This window comes from Streptomyces sp. R-74717, from assembly GCF_047305335.1.
GTDB classification, from domain to species: domain Bacteria; phylum Actinomycetota; class Actinomycetes; order Streptomycetales; family Streptomycetaceae; genus Streptomyces; species Streptomyces atratus.
Window position 1 is genome coordinate 4255871 of sequence record NZ_CP102361.1, and the last position, 21973, is coordinate 4277843.

The 21973-nt window shown below is 69.6% G+C and carries 18 protein-coding genes; 6 read left to right on the plus strand and 12 right to left on the minus strand.

Going from position 1 to position 21973, the window contains the following annotated elements; genetic code table 11:
- Window positions 1-2 precede the first annotated feature (2 nt).
- Both NRF20_RS19245 and NRF20_RS19250 read right to left on the minus strand, forming a co-directional pair.
- Entirely contained in the window at window positions 3-128 is a 126-nt protein-coding gene (locus NRF20_RS19245; RefSeq protein ID WP_398632702.1) for a hypothetical protein, read from the minus strand.
- Entirely contained in the window at window positions 125-736 is a 612-nt protein-coding gene (locus tag NRF20_RS19250; protein WP_413752957.1) for a CGNR zinc finger domain-containing protein, read from the minus strand. The genes NRF20_RS19245 and NRF20_RS19250 overlap by 4 nt, the downstream gene beginning before the upstream one ends.
- Window positions 737-758: 22 nt before the next feature.
- Here NRF20_RS19250 and NRF20_RS19255 point away from each other — a divergent pair, with 22 nt between their 5' ends.
- A complete protein-coding gene (locus tag NRF20_RS19255; RefSeq protein WP_398632704.1) occupies window positions 759-1208 on the plus strand; it encodes a VOC family protein in 450 nt (149 codons plus the stop codon).
- A 91-nt stretch (window positions 1209-1299) separates the two neighbouring features.
- Here the strand turns inward: NRF20_RS19255 and NRF20_RS19260 are convergent, their stop codons facing one another.
- Entirely contained in the window at window positions 1300-2253 is a 954-nt protein-coding gene (locus NRF20_RS19260) for a nitroreductase/quinone reductase family protein (protein WP_398632705.1), read from the minus strand.
- Window positions 2254-2653: 400 nt separating this feature from the next.
- Between NRF20_RS19260 and NRF20_RS19265 the strand changes: the two genes are divergently transcribed.
- A complete protein-coding gene (locus tag NRF20_RS19265) occupies window positions 2654-3466 on the plus strand; it encodes an HAD family hydrolase (protein ID WP_398632706.1) in 813 nt (270 codons plus the stop codon).
- Window positions 3467-3484: 18 nt separating this feature from the next.
- On the opposite strand, the gene NRF20_RS19270 is transcribed toward NRF20_RS19265, so the two are convergent.
- The 5 genes from NRF20_RS19270 to NRF20_RS19290 all read right to left on the minus strand — a co-directional run bounded on the left by NRF20_RS19270 (window position 3485) and on the right by NRF20_RS19290 (window position 8765).
- A complete protein-coding gene (locus NRF20_RS19270; protein WP_398632707.1) occupies window positions 3485-4099 on the minus strand; it encodes a TetR/AcrR family transcriptional regulator in 615 nt (204 codons plus the stop codon).
- A 195-nt stretch (window positions 4100-4294) separates the two neighbouring features.
- Entirely contained in the window at window positions 4295-5182 is an 888-nt protein-coding gene (locus tag NRF20_RS19275) for an ABC transporter permease (protein ID WP_266358811.1), read from the minus strand.
- Window positions 5169-6152: an ATP-binding cassette domain-containing protein gene (locus tag NRF20_RS19280; protein ID WP_398632708.1), complete on the minus strand. Its 984-nt coding sequence runs from the start codon at window positions 6150-6152 to the stop codon at window positions 5169-5171. The genes NRF20_RS19275 and NRF20_RS19280 overlap by 14 nt, the downstream gene beginning before the upstream one ends.
- A gap of 134 nt (window positions 6153-6286) precedes the next feature.
- Entirely contained in the window at window positions 6287-7537 is a 1251-nt protein-coding gene (locus NRF20_RS19285; protein WP_413752958.1) for a LolA family protein, read from the minus strand.
- Between the two features lie 217 nt (window positions 7538-7754).
- On the minus strand, window positions 7755-8765 hold the full coding sequence (locus tag NRF20_RS19290) for a polyprenyl synthetase family protein (RefSeq protein ID WP_398632710.1): 1011 nt from the start codon (window positions 8763-8765) through the stop codon (window positions 7755-7757).
- Window positions 8766-8921: 156 nt separating this feature from the next.
- Here NRF20_RS19290 and NRF20_RS19295 point away from each other — a divergent pair, with 156 nt between their 5' ends.
- From NRF20_RS19295 to NRF20_RS19310, 4 genes are all read left to right on the plus strand, one after another.
- On the plus strand, window positions 8922-10421 hold the full coding sequence (locus tag NRF20_RS19295; RefSeq protein WP_398632711.1) for a peptide MFS transporter: 1500 nt from the start codon (window positions 8922-8924) through the stop codon (window positions 10419-10421).
- Window positions 10422-10430: 9 nt separating this feature from the next.
- Window positions 10431-12425, plus strand: coding sequence for a CocE/NonD family hydrolase (locus NRF20_RS19300; RefSeq protein ID WP_413752959.1), 1995 nt, complete (start codon window positions 10431-10433; stop codon window positions 12423-12425).
- A gap of 136 nt (window positions 12426-12561) precedes the next feature.
- On the plus strand, window positions 12562-13791 hold the full coding sequence (gene fahA / locus NRF20_RS19305) for a fumarylacetoacetase (protein ID WP_413752960.1): 1230 nt from the start codon (window positions 12562-12564) through the stop codon (window positions 13789-13791).
- Window positions 13792-13931: 140 nt separating this feature from the next.
- Complete coding sequence (locus NRF20_RS19310) at window positions 13932-14540, plus strand: Uma2 family endonuclease (RefSeq protein WP_398632741.1); 609 nt, start codon at window positions 13932-13934, stop codon at window positions 14538-14540.
- Between the two features lie 27 nt (window positions 14541-14567).
- Here NRF20_RS19310 and recQ read toward each other — a convergent pair whose 3' ends face one another.
- The 4 genes from recQ to nuoL all read right to left on the minus strand — a co-directional run bounded on the left by recQ (window position 14568) and on the right by nuoL (window position 21966).
- Window positions 14568-16700, minus strand: a complete 2133-nt coding sequence (gene recQ / locus NRF20_RS19315; protein WP_413752961.1) for a DNA helicase RecQ — start codon at window positions 16698-16700, stop codon at window positions 14568-14570.
- Between the two features lie 133 nt (window positions 16701-16833).
- Window positions 16834-18498: an NADH-quinone oxidoreductase subunit NuoN gene (gene nuoN / locus NRF20_RS19320; RefSeq protein ID WP_189274927.1), complete on the minus strand. Its 1665-nt coding sequence runs from the start codon at window positions 18496-18498 to the stop codon at window positions 16834-16836.
- Window positions 18495-20066 carry an NADH-quinone oxidoreductase subunit M gene (locus NRF20_RS19325; RefSeq protein WP_398632715.1) on the minus strand — a complete coding sequence of 524 codons (1572 nt, stop codon included), beginning with the start codon at window positions 20064-20066 and terminating at the stop codon, window positions 18495-18497. Before NRF20_RS19325 ends, nuoN begins: the two co-directional genes overlap by 4 nt.
- Window positions 20067-20070: 4 nt before the next feature.
- Window positions 20071-21966, minus strand: a complete 1896-nt coding sequence (gene nuoL, locus NRF20_RS19330; RefSeq protein ID WP_398632716.1) for an NADH-quinone oxidoreductase subunit L — start codon at window positions 21964-21966, stop codon at window positions 20071-20073.
- Window positions 21967-21973: the final 7 nt, after the last annotated feature.

A 21973-nucleotide genomic window follows, 5' to 3' on the forward strand; every position in this document is an offset into this window, starting at 1 on the left:
CATCACGGGCCGACCGTCACGTTCGCGCGGTACGGGGTGCCCTTCTCCGCGGGCAGTTCGGCGTCCGGGCCGAGCCAGAGGTGTGCGCCCTCGGGGCCGGTCGCCCTGTCGGCGTGCTGACTCCTCAATCGTTCGTGGTGTGCCGGGCGCGGTGGGCCCGTACCTTGTGAAGGTTTCCGCAGCGTTCCATCGCGCACCAGCGCCGCCGGCCCGGCCGTGAGGTGTCGACGAAGAGCAACTTGCAGCTGTCGGAGCCGCATTCGCGGATTCGGTCGGCGTACGGGCCGGTGAACAGCTCCACCGCGTCGCGGGCGACGGTCGACAGAAGGGCACTGCCGGTGGAGTCCGGGGCCCATGCGAGGCCGCCGGAGTCGGCGTCGATACGAGGGACGAGCGGGGGCTCGGCCGCCATGGCGTTCACCGTGGCGAGGTCGGCCGGGGCGAGGGGGCGGCCGTGCGCGCGGGCGGCGGTCAGATTCCAGAGCGCGGCGCGCAGCTCGTGCGCCCGCCGCAGCTCCGCCGCACTCACCGAAAGCGACAGCCCGTCCGGCAGTCGGCTCTCGCCCGCCCATCGCACAAGGTCGGCGGGGGTGTGCAGCACCTCGTACGCGGCGTACCGCGCGTACCCGCCGGTGGGCAGCAACTCCAGGCACAGGGCGCCGGGATCGAAGCGGTAGGGACGACCCTCCGGCGTACGGAGAATCAGGCCCGGCGTGCCCGTTGCCAACTCGTTCATGTAACCACTATAAACGGTTTCCATGACTCTGGACTGGAAGATCGTCATCGACGCGTCCGACCCGCACGCCCAGGCCGCCTTCTGGGCCGAGACCCTCGGCTACCTGGTCGAGGACAACAGCACACTGATCGAGCGGCTGCTCGACTTCGGGGCGGTGCCGGAAGAGGCGACGGTCCTGGTCCACGGCCGCCGGGCCTTTCTCGATCTCGTGGCGGTCCGGCACCCGGACGATCCGTACGAGGCGGAGAGCGGGACGGGCCTCGGGCGACGGCTCCTGTTCCAGCGCGTACCGGAGGCCAAGACCGCGAAGAACCGCATCCACCTGGACGTGCACGCGGGCCCAGAGCGACGCGAGGCGGAGACGAAGCGGCTGGAGGGGCTGGGCGCCACGGTGCTCCGCAGGGTCGAGGAACCGGGCGGCACATGGGCCGTCCTCGCCGACCCCGAGGGCAACGAGTTCTGCGTCCAATAGCCTCGGACGACGGGACCGCCGGCGCGTGAGGCACCGCGAGGGCCGTGACCGCTCGGGAATCACGGGCCGTCACGGGCTCCGCGCACCGCGGTCAGACGCCGCCGCTCCCCTCGGCCGTCTTCGTGGAGCGAGCCGGTGGCGCCGGAGGAGCCGGAGGCCAGGGGACCTCCGCCAGCAACGGAACGATCTGTTCCTCCTCATAATCCAGGTGCGCGTTCAGTTCGGCCGACATCCGGTCCAGCTCCGAGCGGAAACGTTCAGGATCGGCGACGCCGATGCCCGCCAGCAGGGACACCAACTCGCCCTGGATGCGCGCGACCGTGCGGTGTTCGTCGGCGAGCCGGGCGAAGGTGTCGGTCAAGTGCGGGTGGTGGCGGGCGATTCCGGGGAACAGATGCGCGTCCTCGCTGGTGTGGTGGAACTCCAGGGCCTGGCAGAACGCCAGGCAGCGCTGCCTGATCTGGAGCCCCAGGCTCGGGGCCGGCGGTTCACCGGGGCCCCGGTGGGCCGCCCGTGTGGCGAAGTGGGCATCGGCCTCCGTCTTCACCTGGCGCAACTGACCCCGCAGCCAGGTGTGGACCTCCATGACCTTGTCGGCGAGGCTGTTGATCTCGCGGGGGCTCTCCCAGCCGTCGGGCTCGGCACGCTCCAGCACCACGACCGGCAGGGACCGGGTGGTCCTGGCCTGGTAGTCGCCGTATCCGGGCGCCACTTTCAGGGCGCGCGTGAACAGTTCCTCGCGCCGCACTCCCTCGGCGGGAACCGCGAGGGCCTGGAAGGTACGGGTGCCGACCTCCACCCGTACCACGGGGTGGGCGAGCAGGTTGTGGTACCAGTCGGGGTGGTTCGGGGCGCCGAGGTTGGAGCCGACGATCAGCAGCGAATCGCCGTGGCGGACATAGCCGAGAGGAGTGGTGGTCCCCTTCCCCGACCTCGCGCCGGTGGTCGTCAGAAGGAGCAGATCGCCGCCCTCGAAGGGGCCACCGACCTTCCCTCCATTGGCACGGAACTCCTCGATGACGGATTGATCGAAGGATGTGGGCATACGGTTCTGTGTCTCCAGAAGATGCGGATGAAGCCCGCAGTGACTGCGGGAACGGCTGATCGTGCAGCGCACGGGACGGAGCCACCGCACGGCCGACCGCCGGACACGGCCTGCCGGCAACTACGGTGCGCAATCACAGGACTTGGCGTCGGGACGGCGCGCATGACAGTGCCGGGAGGCGCGAACGGCAGATGATGACGTGCGGCTGCTGCGCTACGTCAGGTGCAGGGTGCGGAGCAGGAACTCATCACGGACCCCTTGAATGCAGGGTGTTCGCCCGATCGCCGGCCGGCCCACTGCTCTTTGACCGGCGTCACGCGACACCGGTCTCATTACACGCAGCCGGCCATCGCCTGTCAACGCCGAAGTGCGCGCACCCGGTCGGTCTTAGGCTTGGTCCATGCCCATCCCACCCGCATATGCCCTCGTCGCCACGGACCTGGACGGCACCCTGCTGCGCCGCGACGACACCGTGAGTCCCCGCACCCGCGCCGCGCTCACCCTGGCCGCACGGGCCGGAGCGCGGCATCTCGTGGTCACCGGGCGACCCGTGCCCGGCATACGGGGGCTGCTCGACGAGCTGGGCTACCGGGGGCCGGTGGTCTGCGGGCAGGGGACTCAGCTGTACGACGCCGGGGCCGGGCGGATGGTGCGCACGCTCCCCCTGGACCGGGAGGCGGCCGACACCGCCCTCGGCAAGATCGAGGCTCAGGTGGGACCGGTCCACGCGGCCGTGGACCAGGACGGGGCCGATGGCCGGACACTGATCGAGCCGGGGTATCTGATGCCCCACCCCACGCTCCCCGCCCAACGGACGCGTCATCGCCACGAGTTGTGGTCCGCACCCGTCATCAAGGTCCTCATCCGGCACCCGGAGCTCACGGACGACGCGCTGGCCGAGGCGGCCCGTACAGCAGTCGGCGATCTCGCCTCCGTCACGCTCTCCGGCCCCGGCACCGTCGAACTGCAGCCGTACGGCGTCGACAAGGGCAGCGGGCTCGCGCTGGCGGCCGATTTCCTGGGCATGGACGCGGGTACCGCGATCGCCTTCGGGGACATGCCCAACGACCTGCCGATGTTCCGCACGGCCGGTTACGGCGTCGCCATGGCCAATGCCCATCCGGACCTGCGGGCCGCGGCCGACGAGGTGACGTCGTCGAACGAGGGCGACGGGGTGGCGGAGGTGCTGGAGCGGGTGTACGGATCGCGGTGATCGCTCCACACGCGATTCTCAGCCGTTCCCGCCCTCCGGCGGGAGCACCTCCGGTGCCCCCAGCGCCCGCAGCACATGCGCGACCAGTGCCGCGATCGTCTCCTCGTCCTGCACCGGCTTGCGCAGCACATGGCGGTAGTACACCGGCCCGTACAGCATCTCCACCGCCAGCGGAAGATCGGCGCCCGGTGGGATCTGGCCCTGCTCCTGGGCCCGGCGCAGGCGGGCGACCGCCTCGTTGAAGCGGGGGTCGATCAGCTTCGTTCTGACTGTTTCCGCGAGTGCGTCGTCGTGGTGGACCTCGGAGAGAATCCCGGCGTACGCGGGGCCGTAGGGCGGCGTGGAGAGCAGCTTCACCGCGCCCATCACATTGGCCCGCAGGTCGGCGGCGACGTCACCGGTGTCGACGAACGGCGTCGTGCCGACCAGTGCGTCGGTGAACGCCTCCAGCATCACCGCACTCTTCGACGGCCACCAGCGGTAGATCGTCTTCTTGCTGACACCCGCTCTGGCCGCGATGGCCTCGACCGTGACCCGGCCGTATCCCTTCTCCGTACACAGTTCGAGGGCGGCTTCCAGGATCGCCCGTCGTGATCTCTCGCTGCGACGCAGTGAACTCGGCGATGTGATCATTCGGTGAGCATAGGTGTATTTGAGCCAATCCTTGTTGACAGTCCGTCGCCAGAAGTCGAACAATACTGAGGCGGAAACGGAACGTGCCGTGTCGTGTCGTTCCTGCTGTTCGCACCGTTCGTGCCGTTCGTGCCGCGACGAGCCGATCGGGGGACGGCTCGCCCGGCCGACGGCACGAGTGCGAAGGGCCGCGCGTCAGGCGGTGATGTCCTTCGCCGTGAAACGGGCCCAGGCCGCCGAGCCGAACACCGCCGCGTACAAGCCCTGCAGTCCCAGGTTCTTGACCGCCTCGTCCCAGTACACGGGGTCTCGCAGCAGATCCGCGTACGACATCCAGTAGTGCGGGAAGAGATACGGGTGGATGCCGCTCAGCTGCGGGATCGTGTCCACGATCTGCACGGTGATCAGCATCCCGACAGTGGCGGCCATGGCCGCGATCCCGCTGCTGGTGAGGGTCGAGATGAACAGGCCGATCGCCGCGAAGCCGATCAGTGACGCCGCGACCACCACCGCGATCAGTCCGGCCCGCAGCAGCCCTTCGCCGAACCCGATCCGGGTCCCCGAGATGGTGGTGACCTCACCCACCGGGAACAGCAGCGCGCCCACGGCGAGCGCCGAGAGGGCCACGACCAGGGTCGCGACCAGGCAGAACGTGAGGACGGAGGCGTACTTCGTCAGCAGCAGCCGGGTCCGGCCCGCCGGGGCGACCAGCAGATAGCGCAGGGTGCCGGCGTTGGCCTCGCCCGCGATCGAGTCGCCCGCGACGACCCCGACGGCCATCGGGAGGAAGACCGGGAGCGTCACGGCCAGGGCCGCGAAGACCAGGAACAGGCCGTTGTTGGTGACCTGGGAGAGGAAAGCCGGGCCGCCCCCGCCACCGCCCGGTCCGGGCGAGGAGCCGTGATTCGTCTCGATCTTCACCGCGATCCCGATCAGCACGGGAACGGCGGCCAGCACCCCGAGCAGTGCGAGGGTGCGCCAGCGGCGGAGTGTGGTGGTGAGTTCGGAGCGGAGGATCCCGAAGGTCCACAGCGGATTGCGCGCCCTGCCCGCCCCTACGATTCCGGCTTCAGCCTGCGACATCGAAACCCTCTCCGGTGAGTGCGACAAAGGCGTCCTCCAACGAGGCCCGTTCGACGCCGAAGGACCGCAGGCGTACGCCGGCGTGCACCAGCGCCGCGCTGAGGTCCGCGAGCTCGACGTCGCCCGGCGGGGCCTCGGCGCTCACCCGGTCGCCGTCGACCGTGATACCGGTGACACCCAGCTCCTTGAGGACGCGGGCGGCTTCACCCGGGTCGGGGGTGGTGACGCCCAGCCGGCCGCGCGCCCCGGCCGCCAGATCCGCGACCGGGCCCTGGGTGATCAGCCGGCCCCTGGCCATCACCGCGACATGTGTACAGACCTGCTCGATCTCGTCGAGGAGGTGGGAGGAGAGGAAGACGGTGGTGCCCTCCGCCGCCAGTTCTCTGACCAGGGCACGGATCTCACGCATGCCCTGCGGGTCCAGGCCGTTTGTCGGCTCGTCCAGGACGAGCAGGCGGCGCGGCTGGAGCAGGGCGGCGGCGAGACCGAGGCGTTGCTTCATGCCGAGCGAGTACGCCTTGGCCTTCTTGCCGGCCGCCGCGGCGAGACCGACCCGGTCCAGGGCCTGCCCGACCCGGTCCCGACGGGTGCGCGGATCGGCGGTCGGGTCGGCGGCATCGTAGCGCAGCAGATTGTCCCGGCCGCTCAGGAAGCCGTACAGCGCGGGCCCCTCGATCAGGGCTCCGACCTGCGGGAGTACGGCACGGGCCGCGCCCGGCATGGGGTGGCCGAGGACCTGCGCGGTGCCGGACGTCGGGTCGATCAGACCCATCAGCATCCGGATGGTCGTGGTCTTCCCCGAGCCGTTGGGGCCGAGGAATCCGAAGACACTGCCGCCGGGGACACTGAGGTCGAGGCCGTCGACGGCGAGTTGGCCGCCGCGGTACCGCTTGGTGAGGCCCCGTGTCTCGATCACGGCCCCGGGGGCGGTCACCGCCCTCGGCTCGGTCACGGTCCCAGGCTCTGTCATGCGTACTCCCCCATGGGTCGGGTAGGGCCTGCCCGGCGGATCAGGGCCGGACAGCACCTCAGCGGACCGCCCCGCCGTACGGAGGGTACGGCGGGGCGGTCGGTCAGCGGCCCGAAGCGCGACGCACCCCGGCGTCAGGCGGCGTTGTCAGCCGCCTTGACCAGCGCGTCCGGCGTGACCGCGCCGACGTACACCTTGCCGTCGTCCGTCATCAGCGCGTTGACCAGGCGGGTCTTGAAGACCGTGCCCGAGCCGAACTTTCCGGAGACCTTGTCGCCCAGCGAGTCCAGGAACTGCTGCGCCTCGGCCGGTACGTCACCCGACGCCTTCGTGGGGAGTCCGGTGCCGCCCGGGGTCCTGATCTCGGCGATCGCGTTCCAGCCCTCGCCGATGACCTTCGTGTCCTTGGACCCCTGGTCCCCGGCGCCCAGTCCCTCGGCGCCCGGGAACATGCCCAGGCCCCCTGCCCCGTCGGTCTCCTGCTGTGCCTTCGCGTCGTCGGCCTCGGTCACCTCGGCGCCCTTGGGCGGGGTGAACGTGAACGAGGAGGCGGCCGGCTTCGCGAAGTCGACCTTGGTGAAACCGGCGTCGACGGCGGCCTTGCCGCCGCTGCTCGGAAGCAGGGTGAACTTCAGCGGCACACCGTTCTTCGCGTCGACCGCGACCGTGACCGAGCCGATCGTGGAGCCGCTCTGCCTGGGCTTGATGAGCAGCTTGTACGCGTCACGTCCGGCGACCTGCGCCGTGCCGTCGACCGTCACCGATGTGGTGGGGCCCGCAGCCTTCAGAACCTGTTCGGCGAGCGCCTTCGGCGTGGTCGGCACGTCCTCGGGAACCGGGGTCGAGTGCCCGGACTTCTTCCCGCTCCGGTCCTCGGTGGCGTGGTAGGCCTGGTTGGTCTTGCTGTCGTACGCCCAGACCTGATCACCGTTGTGGATCAGGCTGTACTCCGCCGCGTCTTCCAGGATCGACACCCGCTGCTTTTCGGGGCCGTCGGCGGCCACCCGCAGGGTGTGCGTACCGGACGCCAGCTCCGTCATCTTCGTCTGCGGGTCGGCGGTCGAATCGCCCTCGGCACTGCCGGTGTCGCCGGGGGCGAAGGAGCCGGCCAGACCGCCGAGTGACGGGATGCCGAGGTCCGTGCTGATCTTCACCGTGCCGGAGAGCTGCTGGGCGTCCGAAGCGGCGATCTTCTCGATGAGCTGCTGTGCGGTGATCTTCGGCAGATCGGGGTCACCGGTGCTCGCGAGCGCCGGGACGAGCCCGATCGTCGCGGCCGCCACTCCCGCCACCGCGACCGGGACGATGTAGCGTGCCGCCTTTCGACGGTCGACGGTGTTGCCCCTGATCCCGCCGTTGGTCTCTACGCTGTCGTTCGGTGCCATGTGTGCCCTACCTCCGTGGTCGGCGGCTTCCGTCCGGATGCACTCGTCCACTCCGTGCCGCCATTCTCACCGATCGTTCAGGAGTGGTTGTTCTCCATCTGACCAAAACGGCGGCGCGGAATCGTCACTCCCGGGGAGCAACTCCGCCTACCTCTTCGGTATGACGCCACATGCCTGGGCGCCCACCGTCCCGTAGGGGGTGGCCACCCGAACGGGCTCAGCCCGCCCGGTGCACCACCGCGTCGCACAGCTCCTCCAGCGCGGCCTTCGCGTAGCCCGCGGGCAGCGGCGCCAGCGTCGCACGCGCCTCCTGCGCGTACCGGATGGTGTCCCGTCGGGCCTGCTCCAGCGCCGGGTGGGCGCGCAGCCTGCGCAGCGCCTCGGCGTGCCGGGCGTCGTCGCTCAGGTCGCCGTCGAGCAGCTCGACGAGTTCCAGGTCGTCCGGCTTTCCGTCGGCCGCGGCCTGGGCCCGCAGATGGAGCACGGGGAGCGTCGGGATGCCTTCGCGCAGGTCGGTGCCGGGGGTCTTGCCGGACTCGTGGGAGTCGGAGGCGATGTCGAGCACATCGTCGGCGAGCTGGAAGGCGACGCCGAGCCGCTCCCCGTACTGGGTGAGGATGTCGACGGCCGTCTCGTCCGCGCCGGCCATCATCGCGCCGAACCGGCAGGCCACGGCGATCAGCGAGCCGGTCTTGCCGCGCATCACTTCGAGGTAGTGCTCGACCGGGTCGCGCCCGTCGCCCGGACCCGCGGTCTCCAGGATCTGGCCGGTGACCAGCCGCTCGAACGCCTCCGCCTGGATGCGTACGGCCTCCGGACCGAGGTCGGCCAGTATGTGCGAGGCGCGGGCGAAGAGGAAGTCGCCGGTCAGGACGGCCACCGAGTTGCCCCAGCGGGTGTTGGCACTGTCGACGCCACGGCGTACGTCCGCCTCGTCCATCACGTCGTCGTGGTAGAGCGTCGCGAGATGGGTCAGCTCGACGACGACGGCGGCGGGCACGACGCCCGGCGCGTCGGGGTCGCCGAACTGGGCGGCCAGCATGGCCAGCAGCGGCCGGAATCGCTTGCCCCCGGCGCGTACGAGATGCTGCGCGGCCTCCGTGATGAAGGGCACGCCGCTCTTGGTGGCATCGAGCAGCCCCGACTCGACAGCAGCCAAACCGGCCTGGACATCGGCTTCAAGAGCGTGGTCCCGCACGCTCAGTCCGAACGGCCCGACGACGGTCACGAGGGGATCTCCTGTCTGCTGACGATCACACGGAATGTCGATCTGTCGCTGTCATCACTCAAGTCAGCGTATCCGGTCCCCTTTCGATCACCATGGGCGCCTTCCCGCCACCGCCGGTATGTTCGGGATCAGCTCATACGATCAGGAGTTCTCCCTTTGTCCTTCACGGCAACCGACACTGAACCGACTCAGCCGCCACCCAGCGACGACCATGCCTTTTTCGGCCAGCCACGGGGTCTGATGACCCTGTCCGGCCTGGAGGTCTGGGAACGGTTCTCGTTCCTCGGCATGCAGGCGATCCTGGTCCTCTACTTCGCCGACACCGTCGCCCGCGGCGGCATGGGCATGGAGGCGGGCACCGCGGCGTCCGTCTCGGCCGCCTACGGCACTCTGGTCTACCTGGTCTCCGTGGCCGGCGGCTGGCTGGCCGACCGGATCCTCGGCTCATACCGCGCCGTCCTGTACGGCGGAATTCTCATCGCGTGCGGGCATTACGCCATGGCGGTGCCCACCGACGCCATGACATGGACCGGCCTCGGTCTGATCAGCGCCGGAACGGGCCTGCTCAAGCCCAATGTGGCGACCATGGTCGGCAAGCTCTACCGCACCGAGGACGAGCGCCGCGACGCCGGCTTCGCGCTCTACTACATGGGCATCAACATCGGGGCGTTCCTCGGCCCGCTGGTCACCGGCTGGCTCGGGGACCATGCGAGCTGGCACTGGGGCTTCTCGGCCGCAGCCTTCGGTATGACGCTCGGTCTGATCCAGTACGTACTGGGCCGGCGTCACCTGGTTGGGCGAAAGCACAGCGCCGAATTCGCGCTGGCTCCGGAGCCGATGCGCCGCGCCGTCCGGCTGATCGCGGCCGGTGCCGTCGTGGTCGCCGCCGTCGCCACCGCGCTGGCCCTTGCGGGTTGGCTGACCATGAACCGTTTCGTCGACCTGCTCACCCTCATCTCGGTGATCGCACCGGTCGTGTACTTCATGGTGATGTTCCGCAGCCCGCGGGTCACCAGCGAGGAACGCGGCAGGCTGCGCCCGTACGTGGTGCTGTTCCTGGCCTCCGTCGTCTTCAACTTCATCCTCTTCCAGGCGTACTCGACGATGATTCTGCTCGCGTCGACCAACGCCCGTACCGAGATCCTCGGCTTCCACTTCCCGGCGAGCTGGTACGCCTCCGCGCTCGGTGCCTTCGAGGTCGCGCTCGCCCCGGTGGTCGCCGCCGTCTGGGCCCGGATGGGCCCGCGTCAGCCGCACGCCTCCAACAAGATCGCGATCGGGGTGATCCTCGGCGGACTGTCGTTCCTGCTGATGGTGCTGCCGACCTCCGGGCACTCCGGCGACACCTACAAGATGGCCGCCTGGTGGATCGTCGGCTCGTATCTGCTGCTCGGCCTCGGCGACATCCTGCTGGAGACCTCCGGCATGTCCGCGACCACGAAGCTCGCACCCAAGGCGTTCGCCAGCCAGACCATGGCGCTCTGGTTCCTCTCGCTGGCCCTCGCCAACGGCATCCAGGCCCAGGTCGTGAAGCTGTACGGCGAGGTCTCCAACCCCGCCTACTTCGGTGTCAATGGCGCAATCGCGGTGGTGGCCGGTGTGGCCGTCATCGCCGCCGCACCCTGGCTCAAGCGCACCATGCACCCCGTCCACTGAGGTACCGCCATGCACATCCGCACCACGTATCCGTATGACACCACCCATGAGGACGTCTACATTCCGCTGCCGGACGGCACCCGGCTCTACGCCCGGATCTGGCGGCCCATCACCGACGAACCCGTCCCCGCGCTCCTCGAATATCTGCCGTACCGGCTGAGCGACTGGACGGCGCCACGCGACTGGCAGCGCCACCCGTGGTACGCGGGCCATGGCTACGCCTCCGTCCGGGTGGACGTACGCGGACACGGCAACAGCGAGGGGATGCCGGGCGACGAGTACGACGCGGCGGAGCTGGCCGACGGGGTCGCCGTCATCCACTGGCTGGCCGAGCAGGAATGGTGCTCCGGCCGGGTCGGCATGTTCGGCATCTCCTGGGGCGGCTTCAACTCGCTCCAGATCGCGGCGCTGGCCCCCGAGCCACTGAAGGCCGTCGTCACCGTCTGCTCGACCGACGACCGCTACGACAACGACGTCCACTACATGGGCGGCTCGGTCCTCGCCGTCGACATGCACGCCTGGGCGGCCACCATGCTGGCCTTCGTCGCCCGCCCGCCGGATCCGGCACAGCTCGGCGAGGGCTGGAAGGACATGTGGCTGAATCGACTGGAAACGATCGAACCATTCATCCACACCTGGCTGGCGCACCAGACCCGCGACGACTACTGGAAGCACGGCAGCGTCTGCGAGGACTACTCCGCGATCACAGCGAACGTCCTCGCGGTGGGCGGCTGGCACGACCCGTACCGCGACACCGTCCTGCGGCTCGTCGAACACCTCCACCCGGACAAGGTCCGTGGGCTGATCGGGCCCTGGTCGCACCAGTACCCCGACCGGGGTCTGCCGCCCGGTCCGGCGATCGGCTTCCTCCAGGAGACGCTGCGCTGGTGGGACCAGCACCTGAAGGACAAGGACACCGGCATCATGGCCGAGCCCCTGTTGCGGACCTGGATCAGCGAGTCCCACCGGCCCGCCACGGTGTACGAGACGCTGCCCGGCCGCTGGGTCGGTGAGACCGGCTGGCCCTCGGAGAACATCGCGCCGGTCGCGTACGCCCTCCAGGGCGGTCCGCAGATCGTCGACTCGCCCCAGCAGACCGGCCTGGACGCCGGGCGCTTCTTCCCGTTCGGCAACGACGCCGACCTGCCGCCCGACCAGCGCGACGAGGACGCCAAGTCGGTCTGCTTCGAGTTCCCGGTCGAGGACGCCCCGATCGAGATCCTGGGCCGCCCCCGGGTGAAGCTGCGCATCCGGATGGACGTGCCGCGCGGCCAGGCGATCGCCCGGCTCTGCGACGTCGCACCGGACGGCTCCTCCACCCTGGTGACCCGCGGCGCGCTCAACCTCTCCGCACGGCACGGCCGCGACCGTGCGGACGGCTGGCCGGTGGGCGGGACCGAGGACGTGACCTTCGACCTGAACGGCATCGGGCACACCTTCCCGCCCGGCCACCGGATCAGGCTCGCGGTCTCCTCCTCGTACTGGCCGTGGATCTGGCCGCAGGCCGGGTCGGTCGGCTTCACCCTGGACGCCGACGGCAGCTTCGTCGAACTGCCGGTGCGCCGGCACACCGAGGACCCCGCGATCCGGTTCGAGGAGCCGGAGCAGTCGGAGCCGCTCGGCGTCGTCCACCCGGTGACGCTCGACGAACAGCGCCCCGAGCGCCTGGTGGTCCGCGATGTCGCCAAGGGCGAATGGCGGCTGGAGGTCGACCCGCGCTACGGCGGCACCCGCGTCTACCCGGACGGCCTGGAATTCACCGAGGACGCCGTGGAGACGTACACGATCCAGGAGAACGAACCGCTCTCCGCACGCACCCGCTCCGACTGGTCGATCCGGCTGCACCGGCCGGAGATGGCGTGGGACGTACGGATCGAGACCCGGTCCGAAATCAGTGCGGACGAAACCGACTTCATCACGTCCGACGAGGTGCTGTGCAAGGACGGCGGCGAGGTCGTCTTCCACCGGACCTGGGAGAAGCGGATCCCGCGCACGGCCGGGTGAACCCACCGCCGTGCCCCCCGCACAGCAGGGGGCACGGCGGAACTTTCCGGGCATCAGGAGCAGTTGGGACACTCCCGCGGGTAGCAACACCGACGTAACGTGTCCCCAAGCGACCTGGAAAGCGAGGCAGCAACACATGCCCGAGCAGAGCAGCCCGCTCGATCTGGCCGAGGGCGACCCCTTCGGTCCGCACAACCTTCCGTACGGTGTGTTCTCCACCCCCGACCACCCCGAGGACCGCCGGGTCGGCGTCCGCATCGGCAGCCATGTACTGGACGCCGGAGCGGCGGCACACGCACTCGGATCGCCCTACGCACAGCTTCTCGCCCAGCCGGACCTGACCGCGCTGCTGGCCGCCGGCCGCACCGCCTGGCGGGACGTCCGACGGGCGCTGACCGCATGGGTGGCGGTCCCGGCACACCGCGCGGACATCGAACCGCTGCTGCACCCGGTCGAGTCCGTGACGCTCCATCTGGCGTACGAGGTCGCGGACTACGTCGACTTCTACGCGAGCGAGAACCACGCCACCAACGTCGGGAAGATCTTCCGGCCGAACGGTGACGCGCTGACGCCCAACTGGAAGCACCTCCCGATCGGCTACCACGGCCGGTCCGGCACCGTCGTCGTCTCCGGCACGGATGTGGTGCGCCCGTCCGGCCAGCGCAAGGCGCCCGCCGACGCGGCCCCCGTCTTCGGTCCTTCCGTCAAGCTCGACATCGAGGCCGAGGTCGGCTTCGTCGTCGGAGTCGGCTCCGAGCAGGGCCGTCCGGTCCGGCTCGGCGACTTCCGCGACCATGTCTTCGGGCTCTCGCTGCTCAACGACTGGTCGGCACGGGACATCCAGGCCTGGGAGTACGTCCCGCTCGGCCCGTTCCTCGGCAAGTCCTTCGCCACGTCCGTATCTGCATGGGTGACGCCGCTCGAAGCCCTGGAGGCGGCCCGGATCGCACCCCCGGCCCGCGACTTCCCCCTGCTCCCCTACCTGGAGGACGCGGGCGAGGAGGAGGCCGGCGGCCTCGACCTGCGGATCTCCGTCGCGATCAACGGACAGCTGGTCGCCGAGCCGCCGTTCGCCACCATGTACTGGACGGCGGCCCAGATGCTGGCCCAGATGACGGTGAACGGCGCGTCGCTGCGCACCGGTGATCTGTACGGCTCCGGCACGGTCAGCGGCGCCGAGCCCGGACAGCGCGGCTCGCTCCTGGAACTGACCTGGAACGGCCGCGACCCGCTGGATCTCCCGGACGGCAAACGGACGTTTCTGGAGGACGGCGACACGGTGACGATGACGGCCTGGGCGCCGGGCCCGGACGGCACGCGGGTGGGGCTCGGCGAGGTCACGGGGCGGATCGTGCCGTCCGCATGACGCCTGCCCGTCGACGGTCGCGCTCCTGACGGAGCGTGGCCGTCAATGGCGCTCGATTGGTTCACCTGTTCGCGCGGTTTTGAACCGGTTTCGGCGGATACGCCGGACAGATGCGCGAGACTCCGTGCATGGGAGCACCGATGAGCGTCGACCCCGAGGCGAACGAGCCGAGGTGGGCGGTTCCACCCGTGGGCGGCTGGACCGCCGATGACCTGGACACACTCCCGAATCTGCCTCCGCACACGGAGCTGATCGACGGGAGCCTTGTTTTCGTGAGTCCGCAGACCGTTTTCCACGAGCGCGCGACCGACCATCTCAAGTGGCAGCTGCAGTCGCTCGCACCGCTCGACCTGGAAGTCTTTCGCGAATTCACCATCGACGTCGACTGGCAGAACCGGCCCGAACTCGATGTGGTCGTCGTGCGGGCGGACGCAGTCGAGAGTCTGCGGCAGACACGATTCCGCGCCGAGACGGTGCTGCTGGCGGTCGAGGTCGTGTCCGATGAATCCCTGACCCGGGACCGGGAGACCAAGTCCGTGAAGTACGCGCGGGCGAGGATCCCTCACTACTGGCGGGTGGAGAACCAGGACGGCCGGGCGGTCGTCTACGCCTTCGAGCTGGAACCGGCCACCGGCGCCTACACCTCCACCGGCATCTTCCACGACCGGATGAAGGTCTCCGTCCCCTTCCCCGTCGATCTCGATCTCACCGCGATCGTCTCGCGGCACCGGACGGCAGCCCCGGAGTAGACCGGCGACCGCCACCGGGCCCGGCACTCACTCGTACTCCGGCGGCTCCTCGTCCCAGCCGAACTCCGAGTCGTCGAACGCCACCGGAGCGGGGGCAGCAGCAGGGCCCGGCGCGGAGGCCGCTGACGGGACCGGCGCGGAGGCCGCAGCAGGGCCCGGTACGGAGGCCGCTGACGGGACCGGCGCGGAGGCCGCAGCAGGGCCCGGTACGGAGGCCGCTGACGGGACCGGCGCGGAGGCCGCTGACGGGGTCGGCGCCGGGTCGGCTTCCGGTGCCGCCGCCGCTTCCGCCCCCGCCTCCCCGAACGACGCGAGCACTTCCAGCACCCCCTCCCCGTACGTCGCCAGCTTCTTCTCGCCCAGGCCGCTGATGCCGCCCAGCGCGGACACCGAGTCCGGCCGCACCGTGGCGATCTCACGCAGCGTCGCGTCGTGGAAGATGACGTACGCCGGGACGCCCTGTTCCTTCGCCCGGTCGCCGCGCCAGGCCCGTAGCGCTTCGAAGACCGGGACGGCCTCGGGCGCCAGCTCGGCGGCGGCCGCCTGGGACTTCGTCTTGCGTTCGCCCTTCGTGGAGCGCGACGCGGGCTTCGGCGCCTCCTTGCGCAGCATCACCTCGCGCTCCCGGCCGAGCACCGAACCGCTCTCCTGCGTCAGCACCAGCGTGCCGTACTCGCCCTCGACCGCGATCAGCCCCTGGGCCAGCAGCTGCCGTACGACTCCGCGCCATTCGGCCTCGGCCAGCTCCTCGCCGATCCCGAAGACCGAGAGCTGGTCGTGGTCGAACTGGATGACCTTCGCCGTCTTGCGGCCGAGCAGGATGTCGATGATCTGGCCCGCACCGAACTTCTGCCCTCGCTCCCGCTTCAGCCGCACGACGGTCGACAGCAGCTTCTGCGCGACCACCGTGCCGTCCCAGGTCTCGGGCGGGGTGAGGCAGGTGTCGCAGTTGCCGCAGGTCGCCGCACCGGGCTCCTGGCCGAAGTACGTCAGGAGCTGGGCGCGGCGGCACTGGACCGTCTCGCACAGGGCCAGCATCGAGTCGAGGTGGGAGGCCGCGCGGCGGCGGAACGCCTCGTCGCCCTCACCGCCCTGGATGAGCTTGCGCTGCTGGACCACGTCCTGGAGTCCGTACGCCATCCAGGCCGTGGACGGCAGCCCGTCACGCCCGGCGCGGCCGGTCTCCTGGTAGTAGCCCTCGACCGATTTCGGCAGGTCCAGGTGGGCGACGAAGCGTACGTCCGGCTTGTCGATGCCCATGCCGAAGGCGATGGTCGCAACGACGACCAGGCCCTCCTCGCGCAGGAAGCGGGACTGGTGGACGGCGCGCATGCCCGCGTCCAGACCGGCGTGGTACGGGACGGCCTCGATGCCGTTGCGGCAGAGATACTCGGCGGTCTTCTCGGTCGAGTTGCGCGACAGGCAGTAGATGATGCCCGCGTCCCCTGCGTGCTCCTCCTTGAGGAAGGAGAGCAGCTGCTTCTTCGGGTCGGCCTTCGGCACGATCCGGTACTGGATGTTGGGCCGGTCGAAGCTGGCGACGAAGTGCTTCGCGTCGGGCATGCCCAGGCGCTGCGTGATCTCCTGGTGCGTGGCGTTGGTCGCGGTGGCCGTCAGGGCGATGCGCGGTACGTCGGGCCAGCGCTCGCCGAGGACGGAGAGGGTCAGATAGTCCGGGCGGAAGTCGTGGCCCCACTGGGCGACGCAGTGCGCCTCGTCGATCGCGAAGACGGAGATCTCGCCACGGGAGAGCAGGCCGAGCGTGGTGTCCAGGCGGAGCCGCTCCGGGGCCAGATAGAGCAGGTCGAGCTCACCGGCGACGAACTGGGCCTCCATCGAGCGGCGCTCGTCGAAATCCTGCGTGGAGTTGATGAAGCCGGCCCGCACACCAAGCGCCCGCAGCGCGTCCACCTGGTCCTGCATCAGGGCGATCAGGGGTGAGATGACGATGCCTGTACCGGCTCTGACCAGGGCCGGGATCTGGTAACAGAGGGACTTTCCGCCACCGGTCGGCATGAGCACGACGGCGTCCCCGCCCGCCACCACATGGTCGACGATCGATTCCTGTTCGCCGCGGAACGCCTCGTACCCGAACACCCGGTGCAGCGTCTGCCGCGCGTCGCTCTCGGTCACATCCATGGTCCCGCCCGTCGCGCCCATTGCCCTGTCCCCCGAAGTCGTGCCGTTCTGTCCTGCCGCCGTCCCCTGCCACGATAGGCGCCGCCTACGACAACGCCGGACGGGCTTGACTTCTCGGGCCCGTCCGGCGCTGTCCCAGCTGTGCGTGTGTGTGCTACCTCACGAACACTCCCGCCTGGCTCGCCAGGTCCAGGAAGTACTGCGGGGCCAGGCCCAGCACCAGCGTGACCGCGACCCCGACCCCGATCGTCGTCATCGTCAGCGGGGACGGGACGGCGACCGTCGGGCCGTCCGCCTTCGGCTCGCTGAAGAACATCAGCACGATGACCCGGATGTAGAAGAACGCGGCGATCGCCGACGAGATCACACCGACCACGACCAGGCCGCCCGCACCGCCGTCCGCCGCGGCCTTGAAGACGGCGAACTTTCCGGAGAACCCCGAGGTGAGCGGGATACCGGCGAAGGCCAGCAGGAACACCGCGAAGACCGCGGCGACCAGCGGCGAGCGCCGGCCGAGCCCGGCCCACTTCGACAGATGCGTCGCCTCTCCGCCCGCGTCGCGCACCAGGGTGACGACGGCGAACGCGCCGACCGTCACGAAGGAGTACGCGCCCAGGTAGAAGAGGACCGACGAGATGCCGTCCGGGGTGGTCGCGATGACACCGGCGAGGATGAAGCCGGCGTGTGCGATCGAGGAGTAGGCGAGCAGCCGCTTGATGTCGGTCTGGGTGATGGCGACGATCGCACCGCCCAGCATCGTGACGATCGCGACGGCCCACATGACCGGGCGCCAGTCCCAGGCGAGGCCAGGCAGCACCACGTACAGCAGACGCAGCAGCGCACCGAACGCGGCGACCTTGGTGGCAGCGGCCATGAAGCCGGTGACCGGGGTCGGGGCGCCCTGGTAGACGTCCGGGGTCCACATGTGGAACGGGACGGCGCCGACCTTGAAGAGCAGACCGGTCAGGATCATCGCCCCGCCGATCAGGAGCAGTGCGTCGTTGCCCATGGTGTCGGCGAGCGCCGGGTCGATCCGGGTGACGGAGCCGTCGACCACGTTCGCGATGGTGGCGTACGAGACGGAGCCCGCGTACCCGTACAGCAGGGCGATCCCGAAGAGCAGGAATGCCGACGAGAAGGCGCCGAGCAGGAAGTACTTCACCGCGGCCTCCTGCGACATCAGCCGCTTGCGACGGGCGACGGCGCACAGGAGGTAGAGCGGGAGGGAGAAGACCTCCAGGGCCACGAAGAGCGTCAGCAGATCGTTGGCCGCCGGGAAGACCAGCATGCCGGCCACTGAGAAGAGGACCAGCGGGAAGACCTCGGTGGTGGTGAATCCGGCCCTGACCGCTGCCTTCTCGCTGTCGCTGCCGGGGACCGACGCTGCCTGTGCGGCGAACGAGTCGACGTGGTTGCCGTGCGCGGCGGGGTCGAGCCGCCGCTCGGCGAAGGTGAAGACGGCGACCAGTGAGGTCAGCAGGATGGTGCCCTGCAGGAAGAGTGTCGGCCCGTCGATCGCGATGGCACCCATCGCGGCGATGTGCGCCTTCGTCGTGCCGTACCCCCCGGCCGCCAGGCCGATGACCGCGGCGAACGCGGCGGCGAGGGCGACGACCGTCAGGAAGACCTGCGTGTAGTAGCGGGCCCGGCGCGGCACGAAGGCCTCGACGAGTACGCCCACGACGGCAACACCGATCACAATGAGGACCGGGGTCAGCTGGGCGTACTCGATGACCGGTGCCTTGAACTTCTCGGCCGGGGCGGCCGATGTCACCCCGCCCGCCATTGTCCACAGGCTGTGGACAGCTGTTGCGCTCACTTGGCGGCCTCCACCTCAGGCTGGGGGTCCTTCTTCTGGACGTCCGACATGGTGTGCTGCACCGCCGGGTTGACGATCTCCGTCAGCGGCTTCGGATAGACACCCAGGAAGAGCAGCAGCGCGATCAGCGGGAGGACCACTGCCAGCTCTCGGACCTTGAGGTCCGCCATGCCCTGGACTTCGGCCTTCACCGGGCCGGTCATCGTCCGCTGATAGAGGACCAGGACGTACAGCGCGGCGAGCACGATGCCGGTCGTGGCGATGATGCCCGCCGCCGGATACGCGCTGAACGTGCCGACGAGGACCAGGAACTCGCTGACGAACGGGGCGAGCCCGGGCAGCGACAGGGTGGCCAGACCGCCGATCAGGAAGGTGCCGGCCAGGACCGGCGCCACCTTCTGCACCCCGCCGTAGTCGGCGATGAGCCGCGAACCGCGCCGGGTGATCAGGAAGCCCGCCACCAGCATCAGCGCGGCGGTCGAGATCCCGTGGTTGACCATGTAGAGCGTGGCGCCCGACTGGCCCTGGCTGGTCATCGCGAAGATGCCCAGGATGATGAAGCCGAAGTGCGAGATCGACGCATAGGCGATCAGCCGCTTGATGTCGCGCTGGCCGACGGCGAGCAGCGCCCCGTACACGATGCTGATCAGCGCCAGGACGATGATCACGGGTGTCGCCCACTTGCTGGCCTCCGGGAAGAGCTGGAGGCAGAAGCGGAGCATCGCGAATGTGCCGACCTTGTCCACGACCGCGGTGATCAGGACGGCGACCGGGGAGGTCGCCTCACCCATGGCGTTGGGCAGCCAGGTGTGCAGCGGCCACAGCGGGGCCTTCACCGCGAAGGCGAAGAAGAACCCGAGGAAGAGCCAGCGCTCCGTGCTGGTCTCCATGGAGAGCGAGCCGCTCGCCCGGGCCTCGGCGATCTCGGAGAGCGAGAACGTCCCCGCGACCACGTACAGGCCGATCACGGCGGCCAGCATGATGAGGCCGCCGACCAGGTTGTAGAGGAGGAACTTGACCGCGGCGTACGAGCGTTGCGCCGCCGCGTTCTCGTCGCTGCCGGTGTGCGCCCGGTCCCCGAAGCCGCCGATGAGGAAGTACATCGGGATGAGCATGGCTTCGAAGAGGATGTAGAAGAGGAAGACGTCGGTGGCCTCGAAGGAGAGGATCACCATCGCTTCGACCATCAGGATCAGGGCGAAGAAGCCCTGAGTCGGCCGCCAGCGCGAGGACTTGGTTTCCATGGGGTCGGCGTCGTGCCAGCCGGCCAGGATGACGAAGGGGATCAGCAGGGCGGTGAGCGCCATGAGCGCCAGCCCGATGCCGTCCACGCCCAGTTCGTACCGGACACCGAAGTCCTTGATCCAGGCGTGCGATTCGGTGAGCTGGTAGCGGGCTCCGCCGGGCTCGAAGCGGGCAAGCGCGATGCCCGCCAGTACGAGCGTGGCCAGCGAGAAGAGCAGCGCCAGCCATTTGGCGGTGGTACGCCGGGCGGCCGGGACGGCGGCGGTGGCGATCGCACCGATCGCCGGGAGCGCCGCCGTCGCTGTCAGGAGGGGAAAGGACATGTGATCAGACCGCCCTCATCAGCAGGGTCGCGGCGATGACGAGCGCCGTACCGCCGAACATCGAGACCGCGTAGGAGCGGGCGTAGCCGTTCTGCAGCTTGCGCAGCCGGCCGGAGAGCCCGCCCATCGAGGCGGCCGTGCCGTTGACGACGCCGTCGACCAGGGTGTGGTCGACGTACACCAGGGAGCGGGTGAGGTGCTCGCCGCCGCGGACCAGGACCACATGGTTGAAGTCGTCCTGGAGGAGATCGCGGCGGGCGGCCCGGGTGAGCAGCGAGCCGCGCGGCGCGACGACCGGCACCGGCCCCCGTCCGTACATCGCCCAGGCGATGGCGACGCCGATGGCGAGCACCACCATCGTGGCTGCCGTGACGGTCGTGGCGCTGACCGGCGCGTGGCCGTGGCTGTGTCCGGTGACCGGCTCCAGCCAGTTCAGGAAGCGGTCGCCGATGGAGAAGAGGCCTCCGGCGAAGACCGACCCGAAGGCCAGGATGATCATGGGGATGGTCATCGACTTCGGGGACTCGTGCGGATGCGGCTCATGACCCTCCGCGTCGGGCTGCCAGCGCTTCTCGCCGAAGAACGTCAGCAGCATCACGCGCGTCATGTAGAACGCGGTGATCCCGGCGCCCAGCAGGGCCACCGAGCCGAGGATCCAGCCCTCGGTGCCGCCCTTGGCGAAGGCCGCCTCGATGATCTTGTCCTTGGAGAAGAAGCCGGACAGACCGGGGAAACCGATGATCGCCAGATAGCCGAGGCCGAAGGTGATGAAGGTGACCGGCATGTACTTCCTGAGGCCGCCGAACTTCCGCATGTCGACCTCGTCGTTCATGCCATGCATGACCGAACCGGCGCCGAGGAAGAGCCCGGCCTTGAAGAAGCCGTGCGTCACCAGGTGCATGATCGCGAAGACGTAGCCGATCGGGCCGAGTCCGGCGGCCAGGATCATGTAGCCGATCTGGGACATCGTCGACCCGGCGAGGGCCTTCTTGATGTCGTCCTTCGCACAACCGACGATCGCACCGAAGAGCAGCGTGACGGCGCCGACGACCACGACGGCCAGCTGTGCGTCCGGCGCGGCGTTGAAGATCGCGCCGGACCGGACGATGAGGTAGACACCCGCGGTCACCATGGTCGCGGCGTGGATGAGGGCCGAGACCGGGGTCGGGCCCTCCATCGCGTCACCGAGCCAGGACTGCAGCGGCACCTGGGCCGACTTGCCGCAGGCCGCGAGCAGCAGCAGCAGGCCGATCGCCGTCAGCTTGCCCTCGCTGGTCTGACCGGTCGCCCCCAGGACGGGACCGAAGGCGAAGGTGCCGAACGTGGTGAACATCAGCATGATCGCGATCGACAGGCCCATGTCGCCGACCCGGTTGACCAGGAATGCCTTCTTGGCGGCCGTCGCCGCGCTGGGCTTGTGCTGCCAGAAGCCGATCAGCAGGTACGACGCCAGACCGACGCCCTCCCACCCGACGTACAGCAGCAGGTAGTTGTCGGCGATGACCAGGATCAGCATCGCCGCGAGGAACAGGTTCAGATAGCCGAAGAAGCGGCGCCGGCGCTCGTCGTGCGCCATGTAGCCGATCGAGTAGATGTGGATCAGCGTGCCCACACCGGTGATCAGCAGCACGAACGTCATCGACAACTGGTCGAGCTGGAAGGCCACATCGGCCCGGAAGCCCTCGACCGGAATCCAGCTGAACAGCTTCTGGTGCAGCGCCCGGTCCTCCGCGCCCTTCCCCAGCATGTCGAGGAAGAGCACGACACCGATGACGAACGACACGGCGGCGAGCAGGGTGCCGACCCAGTGTCCGGCGCGGTCCAGCCGTCGGCCGCCGCAGAGCAGGACCGCGGCTCCGAGCAGAGGCGCCGCGACGAGCAGCGCAATCAGGTTCTCCACGATTCAA